Here is a 20,916-nt window from a genome sequence, read left to right as displayed (position 1 = left end):
CGTTCTCCCCATCGGTACGCGCCGGACTCCGGAAGGAAACCAGTGACTCTCTCATCAGTTGAAGCGGCACCCGTGGCCGCTCCCACGCCCGAGCGCGTCGACCGCATCCGCGCCGCCGCTTACCGAATCCGCCACTACGCCCTGACCATGGGCGAGGTCCAAGGCCAGGGTTACGTTGGCCAGGCGCTCGGCGCCGCAGACATGCTGGCCGCCGTCTACGCCGACCAGCTCACATATCGTGCTGAAGACCCGCACTGGGAGGGCCGCGACCGCTTCTTGCTCTCCACCGGGCACTACGCAATCGGGCACTACGCGGCACTGGCCGAAGCCGGAATCGTTCCGGTAACCGAGCTGGAAACCTACGGTTCCGACGATTCCCGCCTGCCGATGTCAGGCATGTCCACGTACACCCCCGGAATGGAAATCTCCGGCGGCTCGCTGGGCCACGGCCTGACCATCGCCGTCGGCATGGCTCTTGGCCTGCGTCTTCAGGGCTCTGCGTCCCGCGTGATCAACTTCCTTTCCGACGGCGAACTCGACGAGGGTTCAACATGGGAGGCCGCCATGGGTGCGCACCACCACCAGCTCGGCAACCTGACGGCCATGGTGGACATCAACGCCCTCCAGGCCGACGGCGCCACGGACACCGTGCTCCGTACCGAACCGGTCACCGAGAAGTGGGAATCGTTCGGCTGGTACACCCAGCGCGTGGACGGGAACGACGTCGGTGCGCTGCTGGCAGCATTCGACAACATCGCGGCGCGCTCGGCTGCTTCCGGACAGCCGTCCGTGATCCTCTGCGACACCAAGGTTGGGCGCGGCGTGCCGTTGCTGGAAACCCGTGAAAAGGCGCACTTCATGCGCATCGAAGAACACGAGTGGCAGATTTGCCGCGAACAGCTGACCGCAGGATACGAAGGGACGGCTTCAGCATGAGCACAGTTACCACCAAAGCAAAGCTCAAGACCTCTGCCATGATCGCGTCCTTCGCTGATCCCGGCCAAAAGACCACCTCCGCTCCCTTTGGGCATGCGCTGGTCAAAGCCGCCGAGGCTGATTCCCGGATCGTGGGCCTGACCGCGGACCTCGGCAAGTACACGGACATGCACATCTTCGCCAAGGCCTTCCCGGAACGGTTCTTCCAGATGGGAATGGCCGAGCAGCTCCTGTTCGGTGCGGCCGCAGGCATGGCCGAGACCGGGCTGATCCCGTTCGCTTCCACGTACTCAGTGTTCGCGGCCCGGCGTGCGTATGACTTCCTGTGCCTCGACATCGCCGAGCCCAATCTGAACGTCAATATCATCGGCGGGCTCCCAGGCCTGACCACCGGCTACGGACCCAGCCACCAGGCCACCGAGGACATGGCGATCTTCCGCGGCATGCCTAACCTCACCATCGTGGACCCCTGTGACTCCGTGGACATCGAGCAGGCTGTTCCCCAGCTTGCGGCCTCCGATGGGCCCACGTACCTGCGCTTGCTGCGCGGCAACGTGCCCACGGTCCTGGATGAGTACGACTACACATTCGAGCTCGGCAAAGCCAAAGTCCTCCGTGGCGGCAACGATGTGGTGTTCGTTTCCTCCGGCCTGATGACCATGCGTGCGCTGCAGGCCGCGGATGCGTTGGCTGCCCATAACGTGGATGTGGCCGTGGTGCACACGCCCACCATCAAACCCTTCGACTCGGCCACCGTACTCGCGGAGCTGAACACCGGCCGGCTTGCTGTCACGCTGGAGAACCACACCGTTGTCGGCGGTCTGTTCGAAACTGTTGCGTCCGCCGTCGTCACCGCCGGTCTCGGCAAGCGCGTGGTTCCCATCGCGCTTCCGGACCAATTCCTCGACGCCGGTGCGCTGCCGACGCTGCACGAGCGCTACGGACTGTCCGTGGACCGGATAGTGGCCAAGGTGCTGGCGGAACTCGGCTGAACTTCATATTTTCCGGCCGGAGTGCGGAAGGGGATGTAATGCTCCTCCCGCACTCCTGCCCGTAGTATCAACTGTTAACACCGGACTGTCAGCAGTTGCCCATAGAACCGAGGACACATCATGGCCACCGCATCCCTGCTGGGACTTGAGAAGAAGAGCCTCCGTGAACAAGCGCTCGCAGCGCTGCGGACCGCGATCACCAGCGGTGAACTCGAACCCGGGCGGCACCTCGTGGAAACCGAGCTCTCGGACATGCTGCAAATCAGCCGCGGCACCCTCCGTGAAGCCCTGCGCCAGCTGGAACAAGAAGGTCTGATCTCCGCGGGAGCACGGGGCCGCATGTCCGTCCGGCATCTGGACGTCAAGGAAATCCGGGACATCTTCGCAGTCCGCGGGGTTCTGGAATCGTTGGCCGCCAGGACCCTCAGTGACATGCCGGACAAGGACGCCGCGCTCGCAGAGTTGCGTGCCGCCGTCGACACTATGGAAAAGGCTGCCAAGTCCTCGCTGGAGGAGCGGATCGAATCCGACCTGGAGTTCCACCGCACGCTCTGCCGCCTGTCCGGAAACGAAACCCTCCTGCACTCGTGGGAATCACTGGAGGGCTCCATCCGGATGTCCATCATGTTCGCAGGGTTGGAACGCGCCACCCGGAACATGAGCGTCGGGCGGCATCACGACATTGTGGCCGCCATTGAGACCGGGAACGCTGCGAAAGCGCGGGAGACGATCATCGCTCACATGGACGTCGCGGCCGAAAACCTGGTCGGCTAGATTTACCCTGGTTCGCTGAAAGACATGCTTGTCTTGATTTGATCTATGTGGACTAAAAGCTGCACTGGAAAAATGTGTGCCCTTTTGGAAATTGAAGTAGCAAGCCGTTTGATTGAATCCAGAACCTGACTATATGCGGCCCATACCGTCTATCAGTGGAAGGTTCCTTTCGCTTCTACGTGGTCGCGACTAATGCCCTTGCTGAGTGATTTCCATGCAGCCAGCATCATTTGGTGATATTGATTGCAAGCAATCAAAGAGGCCGATGTACTGTTTGACTGCGCCGCGCGTGCGCCGTAAGTGGTCTCTGGGCTGAAGCCCTCAGTAAAGGGCCACTTCCAGGAAGAGGAGGACCACGATGACTACAGGGTCGGCGGAGAGCAATCACGAAATAATTGCAGGGGTCGAGTTGGCAGGAAAACAAGCCAAGGATGCGATACAGGGGGAATTAAATCTCCGTGTCCTGGGGGCAGAGGTCTCCGTGGTGCTGCATGCGGGAGTGACCGAGGACCTTCAAACGGAGCTGCGGCGTGCCTGGTCCCGCTGCCTCGATCTTCCGGGCGAGTCGATGCCGCGTCCCGAGAAAATCCCGACGGCAGTTTTGGCCCACTCGGGAGAACGTCCATTTCGGGCAACGGTCTCCTCGGCTGTTGGCGCCGCCATCGTAACCGGCCGTACATTCAAGGAATTCGCATCGGAACTGACAAGCGCCGTTACCTTAGCGGGCATCACCGCCGGCCGGGGTGACTTGGTCATGTTGCATGCCGCGGCACTGGCTGATCGGAAAACCGGCCGTTCCGTTGCCCTCGTAGGCCGTTCGGGCATGGGAAAGACCACCGCGACAAGACGCCTCGGCGCTGCTCTGGGCTACGTCACAGATGAGACCGTTGCTGTTGATGGCTCGGACGTGATCGTTCCGTACGCGAAGCCACTCTCCGTGATAGTCGAAGATCTGGCCGCTCCCAAGCATCAGATCGGCCCCGACGAACTTGGGTTACTCGTGGCGCCGGCCAAGCCGACGCTGGCGTCAGTGGTCCTGTTGGACCGAAATCCGGACGCCAGCGTGCCCACGGTCACCGCGCTGGGTCATGCGGAAGCGATTATCGAATTGGCACCGCACACCTCATCGTTGGGTGACGTCCACCAGCCGCTGAGACGTCTATGCGAGATCCTTGACGCCACGGGTGGCGCTGTCAGGGTGACTTACCGCGAGGCGGGAGACTTGGCAGTCCTTTTGCCCGCGCTCCTTGAGCGGCCAGCCATCTCCAAGACGTGGACGTCAGTCCTGGGGGAGGGGACGCAGCCGCCCGAACGACATGGGTGCGACGACGGTGATCGCCCCGCGCTTCTCAAGAGAGCCGAGCTGGTAGACGCCGTTGAGATTCCGCTGGCAGATGGAGATGGATCAGAACTGATTGTCATGACCGGCGAAGGGGTAGTCCGGCTATCCGGTGTAGGGCCGGCGATCTGGCACGCACTCGCAACTCCCTGCGACATCGACGGCCTTGCCATGCGGATCGCGCCCCGGATAGGACTCCCAACCGGTTACGAGTCCCATTTGCTGAGTAGTGTGGAGGAACTTCAGGCCCATGGCCTTCTGATAGCCGCCTAGTGGTTGGGCCCGGCGGGTAACCCCCTCGCATGTTGTGGCGGTGCCGAGGGCGGCCGCTAAGCCGGAACGACGCCGGGAGCAGTTGTGCGTTATCCACCAGAACATCGTGTAGTACATTCCAAGCAGTGAAAACTGTGCCAAATGAGCACAATGATAAGTTCCGTTTGCACCAATATTTCCACCTCAAATTTACTTCAGTCGGCTAGCGCGCTGACTGGCTTGAAGGAGCAAACGATGACCTTGGATAAAGGCAAGATAAAAAATCCGGATATCGACCGACGTAAGGTTGTTATCGGCACGGCTTGGAGCATTCCACTGATTGCAGTAGCTGCCGCAACTCCGGCGGTCGCCGCCTCACTCGCTCCTGTCGTAGTGACGCCTGGACCCGGAACCGTCATCACTGATTGGAAGGGTGACCACCACTATGGGAGCAATGAAGAAGATGCGGATCAGAGGGCGTACGACTTCCCCGTCACGGTAACGGACGCAAACGGCAACCCCATTGTCGGGGCCAGCGTCACCGTCCAGGTCTCAGGTCAGAATGAGGACGGCGACGTCCTGGGTATCTACGAGTACCCGGCGCCGGATAATGACGGCCCCGAGGAAGATCAGAGCCGGAATGCATCGAGTGTCACGGGCGCTGATGGTGTTGCACTCTTTGCAGTGAGTACACAGAACCTGAGCTCTGATGAAGTGCCATCTACCGCTACCATGACCGTGACGGTGACCTACAACGGCACCACCACGGTGTCTGTCATCAAGGTAGTTCTGAACTCAAGCGACTAGAAGTTGAAACGATAGTCCCCCGGTTTGGTCAGTGGACGCTTTCAATTGACCATGCCGGGTCAAGGGGATAGTTATTGCCCCTGAATTGGAAGAGAGCGTACCTACGGGTTCCCCCCACGTGTCGAACCCGTGGGTCGCGTTCTCCACCCACAGGTCCGAGTCTCGGTATTCGCGCCGGATGGGAAGTTCGACCCCGCGAACGCGGGCCATGTGCAGTCCGCTATTCCGCACCATCAAGCCATGTGGATTTTACTGCGCGCATTCTTAATCAGCCGCCCACATCAGCCCATAAGTTCCCCTCAGCCTGGATTCCGCCAGGGCATAGCTGAAATGCATTAAGGACTCCGCCGCCCAAGAGCCGATGCCGCTACTCGCTGCTATTGCCGTAGATCCGCGAGTCCTGAAGACCCCTGCCGCGGGATTGTCTACGCGACGCCCTTCCAAGCGCATTCCTCTCAGCGGCTTTGCGCTGACATCCAGCACTGATCCGATGAAGCTGCTGCACCATCAGCGTGTCACCGCACATCTGATTGCTCGTAGTTGGCGATAGCCTCCGCTGTGACCCGCAGCTGCCTGAAGCATCCGACGAGGCCGCAGACGAGGCCGTCCTAACAGGTTTCAGGCCGCAGAGACCGGCTCGAGTGGATGCCTGACAGGGCCCCAACCCAGCCCCGGCATTTGAATGGCAAGTGGGTCGAGTTGCGAATGCCGGCGCCGCGATCGGTGCCTCCGTCCCACTGACGAGTAGACGGCCGCAATTCGGAGGGGCGAAAATACGGTGCTGGCAAGCAGAACCTACAGGGCTATGCCTCGGGTGTGACTTTGCGGATGGCTCCACTGAGAACAACATATCGGTCACACCTTCCGACGGAAACGACGGAAAGCGCGTCAAAGGAATCCTGAGATCGGTTAGGCTGCTGCGACGGTCTAAGGGTAGATGGCCAGACATCTAAGTGGCAGGTTGTTACCGCCTGTTGCGATCAGTGCGCACATCTGGAAGCCGACCTTGAGCTCCACCAGGGAACCATGTCGATTGTTCGCCATTGTCCTGGCTCACCAGCGTCCCTTGCTGGTTCACCATCTCCCAGCGGCATGCCACTGAGCGTCCGTGTGGCTGTACCCAATTTCCTGAAGTGCGTTGGCAAGTTCTCCACGCGTGGCACACTTGAGGCCGGCCGCAGTGAGCTTCCTACGGCCGCGGAAGAGATGACCTCGCACGGTGGTGGTACGGAGTCCAAGTGCTGCGGCCAAAGACGAAGCTGTCAAAGCCCTGCGTTGCGCGAAGAGCTCCAGTACTTGGATTTCACGGTCGGTGAGCCTACTTCCGATGCTTGATTGTGCTGGAAGGACGGGTACTGCCCCAACCACAATGGCTTCAATCTGCCCGGGAATCTCAGCAGCTGTCCAGTCATCATCCAGAATTGCAACGGCACCCTCTGCGGATAGCGCAGATCGTTGAACCGGGCTAACCCTTCCCAACACAATGCAGCGTCGGCCGGTTGCCGCGATGGTGCGAACTTTAAGTGGAAGGGGCACCTCATCATCAAAAAAAGCATCCAGGGCTATCCAGTGAGCAGCTCTTGGATGATCAAGCGAAAAGGCTGACCACGAGCTATAGAACTTCCCCAGCGTTGCGGCTTCGGTACTGGTCTTCCACTCGGACATTATTGCCGTGGAGAGGATCGGATTTCTGTGGACGAAATCGACATCAAAGGTGTATGCAACAGCTCCCAATTTGCCCCCGTTCGATGCACAAGCCCAGGTTTCTCCCGCGCCAGCCGTAAGGTGATGTTGATCTGACACATGAGTAAACTAGCCCGCTCCGGCGCCCTATCAGTGGCCCCTAATGCGCGGGCTCAGTGTTGGAGCGAGGGGGCAAGAGCGCGCCGTGACCACACTGACCTTGGTTCCCCACCCCTAGTACTTTGGGAGCAGTCAGATCGCCTCGTGTCGCGGGCCCTTCCATAATCAGACAGGCGGAGCAACCCGCTGTTGTCAGAAGTACGGAATCACCGAGTACGAGAGGCCACTATGGCAACCTCCCTTGCGTCTTCAGGCGTCTTTCCGTTGGCAATGGTGCAGCGTGTACATGCCCTGGTGTAAGCGGCCCTACGAAGTGGCTTGCTCCGTGGCGCCTGACGTTAGGGGCTTCGGCGCAGCTCGAATGAGATCAGCAAGTTGTTTTCTAGTGGTTGTATCGGTTTTCCGCAGTGCGTTGGATATGTGGCTCTCCACAGTCCGGATGCTGATGCCGAAGTGCTCGGCGATGTCATGGTTGCTTTGCTGCCCGGCGACGAGGGCAACCTCTATCTCCCTCATGGTCAAGGAAGAGCCGGGAGGCTCTGATCTGAAATTGAACAATGTCCCCACCATGCGGAAGCGGGCGGTGAACTCCTTGGCTGCCCTTCTCATCTCGCTCGCAGCAGCAGGCTCGCCGCTGAGCTGGCACCGCTGCTCCGCTCCGCGAAGAACCATCGCGACTTGGAACGTGTCTCCATCCAGCACATAGGTGTCAAGCAAATGCCGTAGGCGGGGAAGGTCCATCTCTATGGCTGCGCCGGCAATGGTGAGGAGCTGATCGTGGACCGTGATCCCGCGGTCCTCCAGGATCTTCTGGAGAAGCCTCCGGACACGGGGGCCCGGGAGGAGCCCCAGAGCAAAAAGCCCCGTATGCATCGCTTCGAAAGTAAAACCGCGCGCCAGCGACTTCTCGATGATTCGGCTGGCTCTTTCGTCAAAGGCTTTGGCGCTGGCGGGACGGCTGGCAGCGAGGTCGTGCAACCCGGTTCCTAAACCAGGGAACGGTCCAATGTCGCGGCCCTGAGACCCCGCTGCCACTCCATGGGAGGTTGCCGGAACAGCGTTTCGCAGGGATGAAAGACGCAGCATGGCCACGTGCAACGAATCCACAAGAAATCCCGGTTTACCCAATGAAAAGGCGCGACCCATGAGATATTCGGCTTCATCGAACAAACCATGGTGAAGGAGGGCGAGGGCTGCTATGTAACTCTGACTTACGAAAGCAAACTGATCGAAGTCCTGTAAGGCCTTTTCCCGGCAGTCGAGTGCCATGACCAGCGCCTCCTCTTCACGGCCACTCGAGAGCATTGCCATTCCGCGAATGAAAGACTCGAAGTTAGGAAAACTGCAGGCCTCGTTTGCTGAGTCAAGTGCGCTTAATGCTCCTTGGGGGTTGAGCCGGTATAGCTCCAGCATCCCCATCATGGTGGGGATGATGCCGCCCTGCAGCCCAAGGCCCGTGGCATCGGCGAAAACATGATGGTCGCTGGGCATGCCGCTATGGTTTGCGGTCAGGAATGCTGCGAACGCTTTGGCTTCGTGCAGTAGGCGTGGTTCTTTGGAGGATAGAGCCTGCATTGTTGCAACTGCGCCGGCCAAGTCTTTTTCGTGTGAGAACTGCCACCAAGCCAAGGACATGGTGAAGAAGAAGAGGTCTTCTGATTCACCACTTTCAGTGTCAGTTCGCCGGAGAACCTCTTGGATTCGGTGAGGGTTGGCGGGCGCCCCCCAATAGACACTAAGTACCGCGACAGCATTGGACAGGCTGCGATCGCGTACCCATGTTTGGTAGCGGTTTTCTTCAAAGGAGTCGCGCCGCTGCTGGAAGTACCGGGTGGCAGCCGCGTGGTTGCTGCCCATTTCCGTGCGAAGCACGGATACCGAGGCAGACAACATGTCATCTGTGGGCGCTGGCGCAGGATGATCGCCCGCTTCTGCAGCGACATGATCTGATACTGCGCTCTGGAGTATTCTCCTGGAGCTGAGCGTGTGGGCGCGAAGGTAATCGTCCACTATTGGTGGAAAGACAGCCGCAAGGAGGGTCTCGTCCGGGCCTTCTATTACCGAAAGCAAACCGTTGTATTCAAGGTTATCGAGGACGTCCTCGCCTACTTCTGCCACCAAGCGGTCAACCGGGCTGGGTCCAAGAAGTGACATCTTGTTGAGTGCCCGGACTTCTTCCGGCCGCAACCCCTGAAGCAGGGCTTCCACTGTGCCGTGAAGGTGTTCGTTCATCAACTTTGTGCCGTTCAGACACCATCGGCCGTTCTTGAGAATCAAGCGTTCACTGAGGACCGAGGTTTGGATGATCCGGACTGCCAACCGTAGATTGCCGCCGGACTTACTCAGAACACGCGCTACCACGTCCACTTCGGCGGGGTGACCAAGGGTGTTCAGAATGAGTTTGCTGGTTTGTTCGTATTCGAGTGGCGGCAGGGAGACAGTTGCTTCGGGAATGCTCCCCAAGTAGCCGGAAGTTCTGGACTGGAACGGCCGATCGTTCATGGTGGTGATCAGCGGAACATTGTTCCTTCTCCGCAGGACATCAACCACTGCCAATGACTCCCGATCCAGGTTCTCCAGATCGTCGATGGCAATCAGATGCACCCCGGACCTGGCCATCTGGACCGAAAGGAGGTCCACGATGCCGAGAATTCCGATTGTCCTGGAACGAAGATCCAAGCCCAGAGAGAGAACGCCTGCAAAAGGCACTGCCGCAAGAGCTGGTGCAGCGAACATGGTGTAGACCGTGGCCCCGTCTTCTTCCAGTTTCGCAACGACGCTCTTGAGGAGACTGGTTCGGCCGCTACCGGGTGCGCCGACGATTCTCACGCCCAGACCCTTGGAGACGTAGTCCAGGACGATATTTATCTTCTGCTTATGCAAACTGCTGACCCCTTATGGAAAAGGCTGTTCGACCACTTGGCGGTGCCAAAAAGCCTTTGTGCTGTTCGATCTGCCTGGTTCGTCCGAGCCCCGAAACACCTCCGCCTCTTTTGCCGTAATCACTCAACCCTCAAGTGTCGCGATGGCTGGATTCGTGTCGTGGAATCGCCGAGATTCCTTCTGTGAGGGGCCAGCACATCCGGACTGATAACGAATGTGGGGTCGCTGGAGTCGCCGTTGTCGGTCACGGGAGGCGCGGGGAAGCCCGGGAAGGCCTGCCGTGGAAGCCGGCACGCGTTTGGAGCACGACCAACGCCGGAACGACACGGCGAACGCCGGGAAGACGGCGCGGAAAATGACGATGCCTCAGCAGCTTGTTGAAGCTGCTGAGGCACTTAAGTAGACGTAGGAGCCCGCACTAACTCTCGGCGAGCTTCTTCAGATGATCCGGCAGCCGGTTTCCTGGTGCCCGGCCGCGGATTTCCAGGAGTTCGCGGGCATGGGCATGCAACTTCCTGTCCTCGTCAGACACGGGTACCCAGGGCGGGATGGGGACTGCCGTCCCTGTTTCGTCGCGCGCCACCATCACCGTGAGGCAATACGTGGTCAGGTTCATTTCGCGGGTTTTAGGATCACCGGAGCGCACGTGGACCGCGATATGCATGCCCTTGGCACCGGTGTACACGAGCCGCGCTTCTACCTCCACGACGTGGCCTATCAGCAGGGGCCGGTAGAAGCGGACACCCCCGGAGAACACGGCCACGGTGTCTTTGCCGCAGTATCGGGAGGCGCATACGTATGCGGCTTCGTCGATCCACTTCATCACGATGCCGCCGTGGACCTTGCCGCCCCAGTTCACATCAGTGGGGGACGCCATAAACCGCAGGACGACGCGCTCGGCTGTTCCGGCGTCGGTATATTCCTGGGCGTTCATCGCGTTGACGATCTGCTCGCGGACCTCGATGCGAGCCAGCGCATGGTCGCGCTGCTCTATTTCCTCGGGTGTGGACGGCTCAAACTGGGGGACCGGAATCGGCTTCCCGTCGGGTCCGACGGCCACGAAGATCACCATGCACTGGCTGTGCATTGTTTCCGGCCCGCCTTTGGGATCGCGGGAACTGACCACTGTGTGGATGTGCATGGAGGACCGGCCGGTGTAGACGATGGTGGAGGTCACTTCCACCATGTCGCCGCTGTTCACGGGGTCTGTGAAGTGGATGTTTCCCACGTACGCCGTGACGCAATACGCCTTGGCCCAACCAACCGCCGCGGCATACGCTGCTTTGTCCACCCACTCAAGGACTGTCCCGGCGTCGACGGACCCGCTGTGTCCGATGTCCATGGGAGCCGCCAGGAAGCGGAGGGTCACTGAGTTGGCGGCATCATCGCTCATGGTGGCAGTTTACTGGCGGCAGGTTTCTGTTACGTGACTAAGACTGACTACTGGCGCTGGATGCCGAGGGTCGCAATGAGGTCCTCATGAAGTTCGAACCATGCCCGATGGAAGGAATCGCGATCGGTAGCGGCGAGCCATGCCGTGTCCTGGACCGCGTGCTTCAGCGCGAGCAGCAGGCGCTCGGAGTAGCCGCCGAAGCGAGGCAGCAAACCGGTCAGCTGCGCTTCGAGTGGACGCCACGACGCCAAGGCGCCTATCAGGACATCCATGGCGTCTTCACTGGGCGATGTCTGCAGCTGGATGGCGCTGCAGGCAGCCACAACTCCGGTGTTGATGTCCGCGAAGTCCTCATGAACGGCCAAGACTGCGATGCGCGCACCGGTGCGGTCCAGTTCTTCGGCCAGTAATCTCTGGTTCTCAGCCCTCCCGAGGCTCGACAGGGACCAACCGCTGGTCCCCGCGAAGGTGCTGTGCGAAACCAAGCCGTTCACACCGGCGTCGATGAGTTGGGACTCCACCAAGCCGGGGTCTTGCGAGAAGCGGGCCGCAACCGTTGGGGTATCTGCGAAACCAAGCAGGCGGACGGCATGCAAAGTGAGGAGCGTCATTTGGTATCCATCAGGGTGACGGTTCCCAGTGATCCATCAACGGCCAACGTTTCCCCGTCAGCGAGCAGGTTCAGCGCATCACGAATTCCCAGCACGGCCGGGATCCCGAACTCGCGTGCGACGATCGCAGCGTGCGACAACATTCCTCCGGTCTCCGTGACCACCGCTGATGCCATGCCGAAGAGGGGCGTCCACGCGGGGTCGGTAGTGCGGCAAACCAGTACGTCGCCGGACTGGAAGCGCGTGAATTCGTCGGGGCCGTGGATGAGCCGGGCAGTGCCTCGGGCTGTACCAGTGCTGGCGCCGACGCCGGTGAGGAGGGTCATCATCAGGCTATTTGTACCACCGAAAGCTGCAGAAGCACGGCCCCGGCACCAACATCTCCCTGGCAGCGCCCGCTGGAACGGCGCCATGACTTGGATCGCTCTCTCACATCCTGGCCCTTAAAGCCGGATGCTCTCTCACTTTCCTGAAGAGAGTGAGAGAGCATCGGGCTGAAGGGCGTGTTATCTGAGAGAGCGTCCGGGGGTGGGGGGGGTTACGCGAGGACGCGCAGCTTGGAGCTTTGACGGCCGAACAGTGCGGCGTCGGCGGAGATCCTGCCCGCGCCGGCCAGTGCGAGAGCCAATGCGGCGCCTGCAAACAGCAGCACAAGCTCGTACCCGCCATTACCGACGAATACGCCGGCTGGGGCGTGCACCAGGAAGAGCGCGCCGAGCATGTTGACGGCCAAAAGGGCAGCAAAGACGCGGGTCAGAAGGCCGATGATCAGGGCGATGCCACCCACAAGCTCGAGCGTGGCGACGATCGGGGCCACAGCGGAAGCGCCGGGCACTCCCATCTGCGTGAAAGAGGCTTGCGTGCCGGCGATGGTGAATTCGTTGAACTTCTGCCAACCGTGCGCGGCGAAGAGAAATCCTGCGATAACACGCAGGATGGTCAGGGCTGTGGTGGTCAAGCTGGACTTGTTCATGTCTTCAACCCTTCCGAAATTAAGTTGAAGTGTCAACTAATCATGGCTTTTTATGACCAAAGCCTCAGCTACCGAGGCCGCTTGCGCGGCTTTGCTTGAAGCCACGGCTGGAGGAGCCTGGTGGTGATCGGCAGGAAGATATACGTCATCAAAGGCGTCAGGATGACGATGTTGAGCAGCACCGACAACACCAGTGGCCAGTCCTGGGTCAGGGGGTGCAGTAGGAAATTTGCCAGCAGACTGAGCGGGAAGAAGGGCAGGAAGATGCTGATGGCCTGCTTCCAGCGTGGCGGCACCACTGTTTCGGGCACAACCACCGAGACGTCCCCGGGCCGCGAAAACCATCCTTCGATGCCCGTGTGCCGCTCCACCCGCGTGGTCTCCATCATGTCCCTGGCGCTATCGATCCACCAGCGACGCTCCTCGGAGTCCTCCCACTCCTGCAGTGAATCGGCGTCCGCGAAGCGGTAAAGCATGTGCCATTCAGCGGAGTCCACCCCATTGCGCACCCAGCCGGATCCCAGATATCCAGGCCATTCGCGGGCGAGCTCCTGGCCTGCATGGGCCCAAGCATTGGCCTGCCGGGTATAGCCGGGAAGAATGGTGCGGGCTACGGAAACGGTGACGGGTTGCTCGTGAGACACCGCCCAAATGTACCCGGCCCGCGGCCGACTAGGCTTGTTTAGTGCCTCAAACCACAACCACCACACCCCGCTCCAACGCCCGCGAGATCCTGCGCCTGGCCGTCCCTGCCTTCGGCGCGCTCATTGCCGAGCCGCTGTTCTTGCTGGCTGACTCCGCAATCGTGGGGCACCTGGGCGTCGACCAGCTGGCAGGTGTTGGCCTTGCATCCACCATCCTGCACACCGCCGTGGGGCTCATGGTCTTCCTGGCATACTCGACGACGCCGGCAGTCGCCCGGGCGATCGGCGACGGCAAGCTGGGGAAGGCTTTGGCAGCAGGGCGCGACGGCGTCTGGCTGGCACTGCTGCTCGGGCTGGCGCTCGCCGTGGCCGGTTTCGTTGCGGCCGAGCCGTTGGTTGGGTTCATGGGAGCTACTGGCGACGTGCAGCAATTCGCCGTCGATTACCTTCGCTGGTCCATGCCTGGCTTGGCCGCGATGCTCCTTATCTTTGCCGGCACGGGCGTCCTGAGGGGGTTGCAGGACACCCGGACGCCGCTGGTGGTGGCAACTGCGGGCTTCGCCGTCAACATCGCCCTCAACGTGTTCTTCGTGTACGGGTTGAATATGTCCGTGGCTGGCTCCGCGATTGGCACGAGCATTGCACAATGGGCCATGGCCGCCGTCTATTTGGTGATGGTCGGCCGGAATGCGCGGCACCACGGAGTGTCCCTCAAGCCCGACCGGCACGGCGTCCGGGCCATGACCAAGGTGGGTTCGTGGCTCATGCTCCGCACGCTGAGCCTTCGCCTGGCAATCCTCGCAACTGTCCTCGTGGTGACCGCCCAAGGCGCCGTGAACCTTGCGGCACACCAGCTGGCCATGACGATTTTCTCCTTCCTCGCCTTTGCCTTGGATGCGCTGGCCATTGCGGCGCAGGCCCTGATCGGCAAGGAACTCGGCGCCAGGAACGCAGAACGCGTGCGTGAACTGACCCGCACCATGATCCGCTGGGGACTCGGGTTCGGTGTGATCACCGGCGTGCTTCTGGCCATTGCGGCACCCTGGGCCGGATACCTCTTCACCTCCGACGCCGGTGTCCGGTCAGCCCTCACCGTCGCCCTCTGGGTCCTCGCCGTGGGGCAGCCCCTGGCTGGCTACGTGTTCGTCCTGGACGGAGTTCTCATAGGCGCCGGCGACGCACGCTACCTGGCGGTTGCCGGCGTCGTAAATTTGGTGGTCTACTTGCCGTTGCTGGTGGTCATCCACCAAACAAAGCCCGACGGCGAGGCGGGGCTCCTTTGGTTGTGGGCGGCGTTTGCGTTGGGCTACATGCTGGCCCGCGGCGTGACTTTGGGGCTGCGCGCGAGGACCGATCGGTGGATGGTGCTCGGTTCGCACTAAACTGGACGGGTGACTCTCCCAGCGACTCCTGCCCAGTCTCCTTCTGCCTCCGCGGCTGAACTCTGGAAACCCGTGCTGATCCGCGCGACGGTTGCGCTGTTGTTCGGTGCGGTCACCATCTTTTGGGCTTCGCCATCCGTTCACGTCATGGCGTGGGCTGTGGGGCTGTACCTGCTGGCGACTGCAGCGGCTGTGTGGATGTCCCGCGCATTGCCCGTTGCCGTGCCGGTGGTTGTTGCGCTCGGAGGCATCGGCGCGTTGGTCACACAGTCTGACGACGGGGTTGCCCTTTCGGCCATGTTTGCATTGCTGGTGCTGGGCCTCCTTGAGTTCGTCCAGGGCCTCCGGAAGCGGGACTCGTTGGCGCGTGACTGGCTCATCTCGGGCGTTATTGCTGTGGGCACTGCGGTGATGCTGCCGTTCTTCACGTCGCTGGGCGCGCATGCACTGTTGGGCGTTGCCGGTGGCGGGGCCATCATTTCCGGTGTGCTGTGGATCCTGTCCGGCCTGACGCTGCGGCACGACGCACGGACCGCTGCCGGAGGCCCGGCCCAAGCTGCTGCGCCCGGCGCTTCGCCTGAGGCCGTAAACTAGGAGTTGGACGTTCTACTCGTTGTAGAACTTTTACTGACCGGCGGACACGAACCGCCATCATTGGAGGAATGACCGTGGCAGACCAGACACCAGGAGAACCGCGCAAGATGCGGACCTCGGTCAAGGGACCCCTCATGTTCTCCGCGTTCTTTGCAGTACTGGCCTTTGTTGCCGTGCTCATTTTCGCGTCCGGCGGAAGCGCGCGTGCCCCGCGCTTCGACCTCGCCTTCACTGGCGCCGGCATCGCGTTCATCGTGAGCCTCGTTGTGGCCGCCATGCTGTCCATGAGCCACAAGGAGAACGCCGACCACCTCGGCAAGGGTTCCGGCGTCAACCTCAGCTCCAAGCGTCCCGGCCACGGCGGTCCTGGTGGTCCGGATGACGGGACTGAAACGCCCGACGACGGCCGCTGACTTTCCGGCGCTTCCTCATCTTAGTGGGGGAGCGCCTTTTTTGTGGGGTGTCGGATTTTCTGCGTGACGTGCTGAGCTTGGTGCAGCCCTCCGGTATTACTCGCCCTCGGCGGCCTTTCTTGCCCGATATGCCGCGACGTGGGCGCGGTTAGCGCAGTTGCCGGTGTCGCAGTAGAGCTTTGAGCGGTTGCGGCTGAGGTCCAGAACCACGGCGTCACAGTCGTCCGCGGCGCATACGCGCATGCGCTCCATCTCTTTGCTGCGGATGACGTCGATGATGGCCATGGCAGCTTCAGTGCCCATCCGGTCTGCCAGGGGCGCTTCCGGCGTGGTGGCGTGGAGATGCCAATCCCAGTGATCGTGTTTCACGAGCTGGGGGAGCGCCTTGGCGTCGGTGAGCAGCTTGTTGACGGACTTGGCCGCAGTGTCTTCGTCGGCGCTCCAAAGTGCAGCCAGTTCGCTGCGCAGACGCTTAATGCTGTTCAGTTCCGCAGGAGTATTTACCCGTGAGCCAGTGAACTCTTCGGCGTCCAGGAATGAGTCGAGGTCCTCCACCGTGGCCAGGGATTCCTCACCGTTGGCGGCAGTGTTGATGAGATTGACGACGCTACGAAGGGCAACCTCGGTGTCAGGCGCAAAAAGCACTTTGACTCCTTACATGTTTCGGGAGTACTGTCATGACCATAAGCCCACTTTACTCCTGACAGGAGGCTGCTGTGTCAGCTCCAACGACGAAGGCTGATGCAAAGAGTTTCCTGGCATCGGGACTCGGCATCGCACTCTTTTCTTCCGCCGTTTTCGGCACGTCCGGCTCGTTTGCCAAGTCGATGCTGGAGACCGGTTGGTCACCCGGCGCCGCGGTTGCCGTGCGCCTCACTGGTGCCGCACTGATCCTGGCGATTCCCGCCGTCGTGGTTCTTCGCGGCCGCTGGCACCAACTCAAGGACAACTGGCTCACCATCCTGCTGTTCGGGCTCATCGGAGTGGCCGGCTGCCAGCTTTTCTACTTCAATGCTGTGGCCCGCTTGTCCGTGGGCGTAGCACTACTGCTGGAGTACCTGGCGCCCGTGATGATTGTGCTGTGGCTCTGGATTGCCAGCCGACGGCGACCCCGCGCACTCACCGCTGCCGGTGCCCTGTTGTCCCTGGGCGGCCTGGTTCTGGTGCTTGACCTGACCGGCGCCGTGAAGGTCGACTTCATCGGAGTTCTTTGGGGTATGGCCGCCGCCGTCTGCCTGGTGATCTACTTCTTCATTACCGCGAAGGAGAACGACTCTCTGCCTCCACTGGTGCTCGCCTCCGGGGGTCTGTTTGTGGGAGCGCTGGTCATATGGCTCGTGGGCCTGTTGGGACTGCTTCCCATGAGTTTCAGCACCGCCGACACAACGCTTGGGCCGTGGACCACTCCCTGGTGGGTCTCCGCCGTCGGGCTTATCATCCTGGCCACAGTGCTGGCGTACGTTTCCGGAATCATGGCTGCCCGCAGCCTGGGTTCGAAGGTGGCGTCGTTCGTATCCCTGACCGAAGTGCTCTTCGCCGTGATCTGGGCCTGGCTGCTTTTGGGTGAACTCCCCGGGCCAATTCAGCTGCTGGGCGGCCTGCTCATTGTGGGCGGCGTGGTCCTGGTACGCGTCGATGAGCTGCGCGGAGATCGAAAGGCAGACCGGGCATCTCAGGAAGTTACCCGGGTTCTGGATCACCCGAACGACGTCGAGCCCGTCCCCACCGGGCGGGCCGCGAAGGCGCCCCACAACTAAGCGCCACAAACAAGGCTTCCGGGCAACCGGGCCGCGGGATTCCCGGAGTTGTTCGAGCTCCTCGCCGTACAACGGCAACATGGACGAACAAGGCCGGGTTTCGGCGCCCTTAACAGCGAGAACCCCGGACGCTGCTGCGTCCGGGGTTCTTCCAACTGTCTTAGTTGGAGGCCTGCTGCTGCTGCTCAGCGTTCTTCTGAGCGCGATCGCCGGCTTCGCGAAGTGCGTCGGCAACCTTCTTCAGGTTGGAAGCGTGCTGGCTGTCCCACTCGCCGCGGAACTTGTCAGCGTCCGGGCCCTTCCAGTCGGTGCCGTCAAGTGCGCCCTTGAGCTGTGAACGCTGCTGCTCGATGTTCTCAGCACCGGCCTTCAGCTTGTTACCGAGCTGACGAAGCTGATCAACATCTGCACCCCAAATAGCCATGAGATTCTCCTTCATTTTTTCGGACCCGAGCTCTTCGGCATCCCCAGCGGCCTCCGGCTCATCCGGAAGATCCAATAGCTAAAACCTATCCCGGGAATCCAAAAACCGTCGATGGGCACCCCTCCCCATGGAGCACTGCCCATAGTTAGCATGGGGTTATGTGCCGCAATATCAGGACCCTGCATAACTTCGAACCGCACGCCACGAGCGCCGAAGTGGAGGCCGCTGCCCTGCAATACGTGCGCAAAATCAGCGGATCCACCAAGCCCTCCAAAGCCAATGAGGAAGCTTTCGCGGAGGCTGTCCACGAGATCGCCCATATTACGCAGCATCTCCTGGACTCCTTGGTGAGCCACGGCCCGGCTAAGAATCGTGACGAGGAAGCCGCCAAAGCCAAGGCCCGGGCTGCGGTTCGGTTCGGGACTGCTTAGAGCCCCGGCCGCAAATGTAGCTGGCAGTAGTGGTTGTTCTAAAGGGTCAGAACAACCACTACTGCCAGTCGGTTGGGTCTACTTACCGAACGAGCGCAGCCTCAGCGAGTTCGCTACTACCAGCACCGAGCTGGCTGCCATTGCTGCGCCGGCGATCATCGGGTTCAGGAACCCGAGTGCTGCCACCGGGATGCCGATTGCGTTGTAGAAGAACGCCCAGAACAGGTTGGTCTTGATGGTGGACAGAGTCTTGCGGGACAGCTCAATCGCCTGCACCAGCTGACCCAGGTCACTGCCCATCACCGTCAAATCCGAGGCTTCTATCGCCACATCCGTGCCGGATCCCATCGCGATTCCAAGGTCCGACTGTGCCAAGGCCGCGGCGTCGTTCACGCCGTCACCGGCCATGGCAACCGTCGCACCGGATGCCTGCAGCTTCCTGACCGCCTCAACTTTCCCCTCCGGCAGTACGCCGGCGAACACGTCGTCCGGTGAGATCCCGACGGCGGCAGCCACCTGGGCGGCAACTGCAGCATTGTCGCCGGTCAGCAGGATGGGCCGAATTCCCATTCCCTTAAGCTTCTGTATCGCAGCTGCCGAGCCAGGTTTGATGGTGTCGCTCAGGCTCACGATTCCGGCGGCCTTGCCGTCCACCGCAACCCAGATAGCAGTGGCGCCGCCGTTTTCTTCGGCCGTGAGGGCTTCCCGTTGGCTTGAATCGAGCGGGATGCCGTTCTCCTCCAGCCAGCCCGAGCGTCCGACGACCACCATCTTGGAGACCCCGTCAACTGCAACGGACCCCCTGACGCCGCCGCCGGGAGCGGAACTGAAGCCGTCAACACCAGGGAGAGTGCCGGCGTCGCGCATGGCGTCCTTCGCCGCGGCCGTAATTGCGTGCGCGATCGGATGCTCTGATGCCGACTCAACCGCTCCGGCCAACGTCAAGACGGTGGCCGGCGAGTAGCCGTTGAGGCCCGTTGTGTGGTCCACAGCGAGCTTGCCACTGGTCACGGTGCCCGTCTTGTCCAGCAGGATGGTGTCCACGTGGCGAGTGTCCTCAAGAACCTGAGGGCCCTTGATGAGGATGCCCAGCTGAGCTCCGCGGCCCGTCCCCGTCAGTAGCCCGACGGGAGTTGCCAGGCCCAGGGCGCAGGGGCAAGCGATGACCAGGACGGCGACGGCGGCGGTGAAGGCTGCGTTGAGGTCGCCCGAGAAGAACAGCCACAGAAGGAACGTGGCCAGGGCGATAACCAGGACAATCGGGACGAAGACAGAGCTGATCCTGTCAGCGAGCCGCGCAATGGGCGCCTTGCCCGTCTGCGCCTGACTGACCAGACGCCCCATCTGGGCGAGCGTAGTGTCGGAGCCCACGCGGGTGGCCCGGACCAGCAGCCGGCCGGAAGTGTTGATGGTAGCGCCCGTCACCAAGCTGCCCGGTCCAACCTCCACCGGCACCGATTCGCCCGTGACAAGTGAGGCGTCGACGGCGGATGCACCGTCCGTGACCACGCCGTCGGTAGCGATCTTTTCGCCCGGGCGGACAACGATGACGTCGTCCACGAGGAGCTGATCCGCGGGAATCTTCTGCTCGACGCCATCCACCAGGATGGTTGCATCCTTGGCGCCCAGATTCAGCAGTGCCTTGAGGGCATTGCCCGCTTTGGCCTTGGCGTTGGCTTCAAGGTAGCGACCCAGAAGCAGGAACGTTGTGACCACCGCAGCGACCTCAAAGTAGAGGCCACCACCGGACATGTTTTCCATGCCGGGGTGTTCGGTCATCCGGGGATCCACAAAGAGTTGCCACGCCGAATAGAGGTAGGCGGCGATGACGCCAATGGAAACGAGCGTGTCCATGGTGGAAGCGAAGTGCCGTGCGTTGATGGCCGCTGCCCGGTGGAAGGGCCAGGCCGCCCAGCTCACCACTGGTAGGGCAAGCGCACCTACAACCCATCCCCAGTTGGCGAACTGCAACGCGGGGATCATGGAGATTGCGAACACGGGGATGGTCAGGAGGGCCGCGACGATCAGGCGGGGGCGCAGTGTAGAGGCTGCTGGGCCGTGAGCCATGTGGTCTTCGTGTGTAGCGTGCTCGCCGTGCTCGCCGTGGTTGGCTTGGGCGGCGAAGTCGGCGCCGTGCTCTGCATGCTCGGTCGTGCCTCCCTTAGACGCATGCTGCCGCACGCCGCCGGCTTCGCCGCGTGGCATCGTTACAGCGGCGCCACGATCGTGGGTTTGTTTGGTGGAGGTGTGTCCGTGGGCCGCCGGGGCTTGGCGGACGGTGGCTTTGTAGCCGGTGGCATTGACGGTGTCCACGATCTGCTGATCCGTCACTGATGCTGGGACTGTGACGTGGGCTGATTCGAGGGGCAGGTTGACGCTGGCCTCTACACCCTCGAGTTTTCCCAGTTTTCGTTCCACTCGATTGACACACGAGGCGCAGGTCATGCCCTCGATGTCCAGCTCGATGACCCTGTGTGCGGGTTGGTTGAAAGTCTCCTGGCTACTCAA

Annotated in this window: 20 protein-coding genes; 10 read left to right on the top strand and 10 right to left on the bottom strand. The window is 61.5% G+C overall.

All coding sequences use genetic code 11. From position 1 onward, the window contains the following. The first annotated feature begins 42 nt into the window (after nt 1–42). From ARUE_RS21330 to ARUE_RS21310, 5 genes are all read left to right on the top strand, one after another. Nucleotides 43–936, top strand: coding sequence for a transketolase (locus tag ARUE_RS21330; protein ID WP_014923287.1), 894 nt, complete (start codon nt 43–45; stop codon nt 934–936). Next, nucleotides 933–1,928 carry a transketolase family protein gene (locus tag ARUE_RS21325; RefSeq protein ID WP_014923286.1) on the top strand — a complete coding sequence of 332 codons (996 nt, stop codon included), beginning with the start codon at nt 933–935 and terminating at the stop codon, nt 1,926–1,928. The genes ARUE_RS21330 and ARUE_RS21325 overlap by 4 nt, the downstream gene beginning before the upstream one ends. A gap of 120 nt (nt 1,929–2,048) precedes the next feature. Then, the gene (locus tag ARUE_RS21320) at nt 2,049–2,702 is read left to right on the top strand and encodes a GntR family transcriptional regulator (protein ID WP_014923285.1); all 654 of its coding nucleotides are present in this window, start codon (nt 2,049–2,051) and stop codon (nt 2,700–2,702) included. A gap of 358 nt (nt 2,703–3,060) precedes the next feature. Further along, nucleotides 3,061–4,314: an ATP-binding protein gene (locus ARUE_RS21315; RefSeq protein ID WP_014923284.1), complete on the top strand. Its 1,254-nt coding sequence runs from the start codon at nt 3,061–3,063 to the stop codon at nt 4,312–4,314. A gap of 234 nt (nt 4,315–4,548) precedes the next feature. Next, nucleotides 4,549–5,100 (top strand): hypothetical protein, encoded by a 552-nt coding sequence (locus ARUE_RS21310; RefSeq protein WP_014923283.1) that lies wholly within the window; start codon nt 4,549–4,551, stop codon nt 5,098–5,100. A gap of 1,074 nt (nt 5,101–6,174) precedes the next feature. On the opposite strand, the gene ARUE_RS21305 is transcribed toward ARUE_RS21310, so the two are convergent. The 7 genes from ARUE_RS21305 to ARUE_RS21275 form a co-directional block, all read right to left on the bottom strand. After that, on the bottom strand, nt 6,175–6,834 hold the full coding sequence (locus tag ARUE_RS21305) for a hypothetical protein (protein ID WP_238324428.1): 660 nt from the start codon (nt 6,832–6,834) through the stop codon (nt 6,175–6,177). 375 nt (nt 6,835–7,209) lie between these two features. After that, a complete protein-coding gene (locus tag ARUE_RS21300; RefSeq protein WP_014923282.1) occupies nt 7,210–9,786 on the bottom strand; it encodes a LuxR C-terminal-related transcriptional regulator in 2,577 nt (858 codons plus the stop codon). A gap of 418 nt (nt 9,787–10,204) precedes the next feature. Further along, nucleotides 10,205–11,179: an acyl-CoA thioesterase gene (locus ARUE_RS21295; RefSeq protein WP_011776698.1), complete on the bottom strand. Its 975-nt coding sequence runs from the start codon at nt 11,177–11,179 to the stop codon at nt 10,205–10,207. Nucleotides 11,180–11,226: 47 nt separating this feature from the next. Then, entirely contained in the window at nt 11,227–11,790 is a 564-nt protein-coding gene (locus tag ARUE_RS21290; protein WP_014923281.1) for a hypothetical protein, read from the bottom strand. After that, nucleotides 11,787–12,119, bottom strand: coding sequence for a PEP-utilizing enzyme (locus tag ARUE_RS21285; protein ID WP_051025041.1), 333 nt, complete (start codon nt 12,117–12,119; stop codon nt 11,787–11,789). The genes ARUE_RS21290 and ARUE_RS21285 overlap by 4 nt, the downstream gene beginning before the upstream one ends. Before the next feature lie 209 nt (nt 12,120–12,328). Continuing rightward, nucleotides 12,329–12,763 (bottom strand): DoxX family protein, encoded by a 435-nt coding sequence (locus ARUE_RS21280; protein ID WP_014923279.1) that lies wholly within the window; start codon nt 12,761–12,763, stop codon nt 12,329–12,331. 68 nt (nt 12,764–12,831) lie between these two features. Continuing rightward, a complete protein-coding gene (locus ARUE_RS21275; protein ID WP_014923278.1) occupies nt 12,832–13,407 on the bottom strand; it encodes a putative antibiotic biosynthesis monooxygenase in 576 nt (191 codons plus the stop codon). Nucleotides 13,408–13,448: 41 nt separating this feature from the next. Here ARUE_RS21275 and ARUE_RS21270 point away from each other — a divergent pair, with 41 nt between their 5' ends. The 3 genes from ARUE_RS21270 to ARUE_RS21260 all read left to right on the top strand — a co-directional run bounded on the left by ARUE_RS21270 (nt 13,449) and on the right by ARUE_RS21260 (nt 15,796). Then, a complete protein-coding gene (locus ARUE_RS21270) occupies nt 13,449–14,789 on the top strand; it encodes an MATE family efflux transporter (RefSeq protein ID WP_014923277.1) in 1,341 nt (446 codons plus the stop codon). A gap of 9 nt (nt 14,790–14,798) precedes the next feature. Beyond that, nucleotides 14,799–15,383, top strand: coding sequence for a hypothetical protein (locus ARUE_RS21265; protein ID WP_187329908.1), 585 nt, complete (start codon nt 14,799–14,801; stop codon nt 15,381–15,383). Nucleotides 15,384–15,451: 68 nt separating this feature from the next. Further along, nucleotides 15,452–15,796, top strand: coding sequence for a hypothetical protein (locus tag ARUE_RS21260; protein WP_014923275.1), 345 nt, complete (start codon nt 15,452–15,454; stop codon nt 15,794–15,796). Nucleotides 15,797–15,892: 96 nt separating this feature from the next. Here the strand turns inward: ARUE_RS21260 and ARUE_RS21255 are convergent, their stop codons facing one another. Further along, nucleotides 15,893–16,441: a CGNR zinc finger domain-containing protein gene (locus ARUE_RS21255; RefSeq protein WP_011776690.1), complete on the bottom strand. Its 549-nt coding sequence runs from the start codon at nt 16,439–16,441 to the stop codon at nt 15,893–15,895. 71 nt (nt 16,442–16,512) lie between these two features. On the opposite strand from ARUE_RS21255, the gene ARUE_RS21250 reads away from it, so the two are divergent. After that, complete coding sequence (locus tag ARUE_RS21250) at nt 16,513–17,553, top strand: EamA family transporter (protein WP_014923274.1); 1,041 nt, start codon at nt 16,513–16,515, stop codon at nt 17,551–17,553. Nucleotides 17,554–17,713: 160 nt separating this feature from the next. Here the strand turns inward: ARUE_RS21250 and ARUE_RS21245 are convergent, their stop codons facing one another. Further along, nucleotides 17,714–17,977: a WXG100 family type VII secretion target gene (locus ARUE_RS21245; RefSeq protein ID WP_011776688.1), complete on the bottom strand. Its 264-nt coding sequence runs from the start codon at nt 17,975–17,977 to the stop codon at nt 17,714–17,716. 158 nt (nt 17,978–18,135) lie between these two features. Here ARUE_RS21245 and ARUE_RS21240 point away from each other — a divergent pair, with 158 nt between their 5' ends. After that, entirely contained in the window at nt 18,136–18,408 is a 273-nt protein-coding gene (locus tag ARUE_RS21240) for a DUF2277 domain-containing protein (RefSeq protein WP_011776687.1), read from the top strand. Between the two features lie 78 nt (nt 18,409–18,486). Here ARUE_RS21240 and ARUE_RS21235 read toward each other — a convergent pair whose 3' ends face one another. Further along, nucleotides 18,487–20,916, bottom strand: coding sequence for a heavy metal translocating P-type ATPase (locus ARUE_RS21235; RefSeq protein ID WP_014923272.1), 2,430 nt, complete (start codon nt 20,914–20,916; stop codon nt 18,487–18,489).

It is taken from the genome of Arthrobacter sp. Rue61a, from assembly GCF_000294695.2.
Taxonomy (GTDB): domain Bacteria; phylum Actinomycetota; class Actinomycetes; order Actinomycetales; family Micrococcaceae; genus Arthrobacter; species Arthrobacter aurescens_A.
Note: the sequence above shows the minus strand (reverse complement) of the source record. Positions and strands in the feature narration are given on the sequence as shown.

Coding starts and splice junctions, on each gene's coding strand:
- ARUE_RS21325 (WP_014923286.1), top strand. CDS start 933: ATGAGCACAGTTACCACCAAAGCAAAGCTCAAGACCTCTGCCATGATC.
- ARUE_RS21320 (WP_014923285.1), top strand. CDS start 2,049: ATGGCCACCGCATCCCTGCTGGGACTTGAGAAGAAGAGCCTCCGTGAA.
- ARUE_RS21315 (WP_014923284.1), top strand. CDS start 3,061: ATGACTACAGGGTCGGCGGAGAGCAATCACGAAATAATTGCAGGGGTC.
- ARUE_RS21310 (WP_014923283.1), top strand. CDS start 4,549: ATGACCTTGGATAAAGGCAAGATAAAAAATCCGGATATCGACCGACGT.
- ARUE_RS21295 (WP_011776698.1), bottom strand. CDS start 11,179: ATGAGCGATGATGCCGCCAACTCAGTGACCCTCCGCTTCCTGGCGGCT.
- ARUE_RS21290 (WP_014923281.1), bottom strand. CDS start 11,790: ATGACGCTCCTCACTTTGCATGCCGTCCGCCTGCTTGGTTTCGCAGAT.
- ARUE_RS21285 (WP_051025041.1), bottom strand. CDS start 12,119: ATGATGACCCTCCTCACCGGCGTCGGCGCCAGCACTGGTACAGCCCGA.
- ARUE_RS21280 (WP_014923279.1), bottom strand. CDS start 12,763: ATGAACAAGTCCAGCTTGACCACCACAGCCCTGACCATCCTGCGTGTT.
- ARUE_RS21260 (WP_014923275.1), top strand. CDS start 15,452: ATGACCGTGGCAGACCAGACACCAGGAGAACCGCGCAAGATGCGGACC.
- ARUE_RS21245 (WP_011776688.1), bottom strand. CDS start 17,977: ATGGCTATTTGGGGTGCAGATGTTGATCAGCTTCGTCAGCTCGGTAAC.
- ARUE_RS21240 (WP_011776687.1), top strand. CDS start 18,136: ATGTGCCGCAATATCAGGACCCTGCATAACTTCGAACCGCACGCCACG.